Annotated in this window: 3 protein-coding genes; 2 read left to right on the plus strand and 1 reads right to left on the minus strand. The window is 38.2% G+C overall.

Features of this window, described 5'->3' with window-relative positions; genetic code table 11:
* Nucleotides 1-471, minus strand: a 471-nt coding sequence (locus tag V7659_RS27935) for a DUF438 domain-containing protein (RefSeq protein ID WP_335543326.1), incomplete at its 3' end; no start/stop codon positions are given.
* Nucleotides 472-738: 267 nt separating this feature from the next.
* Here V7659_RS27935 and V7659_RS27940 point away from each other — a divergent pair.
* Both V7659_RS27940 and V7659_RS27945 read left to right on the plus strand, forming a co-directional pair.
* A complete protein-coding gene (locus V7659_RS27940; RefSeq protein ID WP_335543327.1) occupies nt 739-1,716 on the plus strand; it encodes a ring-cleaving dioxygenase in 978 nt (325 codons plus the stop codon).
* 61 nt (nt 1,717-1,777) lie between these two features.
* The coding region (locus V7659_RS27945) for a pirin family protein (RefSeq protein WP_335543328.1) at nt 1,778-2,447 on the plus strand (670 nt) is incomplete at its 3' end.

Here is a 2,447-nt window from a genome sequence, read left to right on the forward strand (position 1 = left end):
GCTATAGTGCTTTTCAATATCCAGCAAAAGATTGATATCTTCCATTAGATTATAAATATTATCTGTAGAATCATCTTTCATAAATTCCTCAAAATGGACTTGAAGTTTCGTAGTTAGCAGTTTATCAATTTCTTGATTCTCGAGCTTAAAAGTATGAACGGGATGCCCAGGCTGATCTTCTGGTCTTCCGTTTTGAGGTGTGTCTTCCTCAATTGCTCCTTGAAAAATAGCCGAATGCCGATGATAGATATGTTGAAGTTCTTCCGCAGAAATACTTCCCTCCTCGACAAAATCGTGTTGGAGCTGTGTAATTTCATCAATGGTTACTTTTCCGATCAAGGCATCAAAGTGGGCTTTAACCTCGTCCAAGTTTCTGCCTTGATGAAGATCGACAAACAGTTGTTTTAATATATTTAAGCGTTCTGTATTTGATTTAGTCTGTTGTTCACGATTATTAATGATTTCACTCATAATAGGATTCTCCTTCACTGTGGCAAAATACTTTTGATATTTGTTCTCATTAGTAACTTACCACTTCCGAAAATCCTTGTTAGTGATTAACATCATTAGTAACAAGCAAATTGTGAAAACTTTAGGAACGAACTTTTGACAGCAAAATTATTTCGTGTTATATTTATTTCGAATTAAAGATAAATTAATCCAAGATAATATTCCTTATATTATAGAAGATACTAATAAAATATATGTTAATTTCAAAGGGAAATTGGAGGAACGACAATGAATGGATTAAAAGGTATACATCACGTAACCGCGATTACAAGCAGCGCGGAAAAAAACTATGAATTTTTTACTAATATCTTAGGGATGCGCTTAGTCAAGAAAACAGTTAACCAAGATGATATTCAAACCTATCATTTATTCTTTGCCGATGATAAAGGCAACGCAGGCACAGACATGACGTTCTTTGACTTCCCGGGTATTCCGAAAGGCGTACATGGAACAAACGAAATTTCAAAGACATCGTTCCGTGTGCCAAGTGATGCTGCTCTAGACTATTGGGTAAAACGTTTTGATCGTCTAGAAGTCAAACATACTGGAATCAAAGAACAATTTGGCAAGAAAACTCTTTCTTTCGTTGATTTTGATGATCAACAATATCAATTGATTTCAGATGAATTCAACAAAGGGGTTGAATCTGGCGCACCATGGCAAAAAGGTCCAATTCCACTGGAATATGCAATTACTGGTTTGGGACCAATTTTTGTCCGTATTGCGAACTTTGATTACTTTAAAGAAATGATGGAAAAAGTTCTATTATTTAAAGAGACAGATAAAGAAGGGTCATTCCATTTATTTGAAGTGGGGGAAGGCGGGAATGGTGCCTCGGTCATTGTAGAATATAATGCCATTCTTCCTGAAGCCCAGCAAGGTTTTGGTACGGTTCACCATGCGGCATTACGTGTAGAGGATCGCTCTGTTTTAGAAGAATGGATCGAACGGATGAGTAGTTTTGGATTCCATACATCCGGTTATGTAAATCGTCACTTTTTTGAGTCATTATACGCAAGAGTTGCACCGCAAATTTTATTTGAGTTCGCTACAGATGGTCCTGGTTTTATGGGTGACGAACCTTATGAAACACTTGGGGAAAAATTATCTTTGCCTCCATTCTTAGAGCCTAAACGTGAGGAAATCGAAAAATTAGTTCGCCCCATTGATACCGTGAGAAGTACAAAGGAACTCATCAAAGAATAAAAAGGAAAATAGAAATAGGCTGATACACAACAGTAAGACTTTTAAAAGGAGAGGTATAGAAATGAATAGCAAAATCATGAAAATACAAAAATTAGGATTTCCTTGGGAGACAGAAGACCCGTTCCTAATGACCGTACATCATAAAGATGCGTATCCAGCAGGAAATGACGAGCAGGGTCCTAACGTTTCATTGGAAGGCAGAAATCTTGGCGAGGATTTTACGTTGCGTGACGGTTTTAGAATGTATCATGGCAAAACGGTTCCGGGATTTCCTGTACATCCCCACAGAGGTTTTGAAACGGTAACTATAGTTCTTGAAGGTTTGATTGATCATTTTGACTCCTATGGGTCCGTAGGAAGATTTGGGAATGGGGATGTTCAATGGATGACAGCAGGAAAGGGGGCCCAGCATACTGAAATGTTTCCCCTCGTCCATCAGGACAAAGGCAATCCACTCGAATTCTTTCAGATATGGCTGAATCTACCTGCAAAAGATAAATTTGCTGATCCTGAATATAAAATGTTATGGGCTGAGGATATACCGGAAGTACAATCGGCGACTGATAATGGACAGAAAACGACCGTAAGACTGATTGCCGGAAGTGTGATGGACAAGTCTAGTTTAGAACCAAACTCTGCTTCTTGGGCAAACGATAAAAATCATCATGTGGGAATCTACCTTATTCATATGGAGCCGGAAGCAATTTTCACCCTGCAGACAGTTTCAGCGA

The organism is Neobacillus drentensis, from assembly GCF_036966985.1.
GTDB lineage: Bacteria > Bacillota > Bacilli > Bacillales > Cytobacillaceae > Neobacillus > Neobacillus drentensis_E.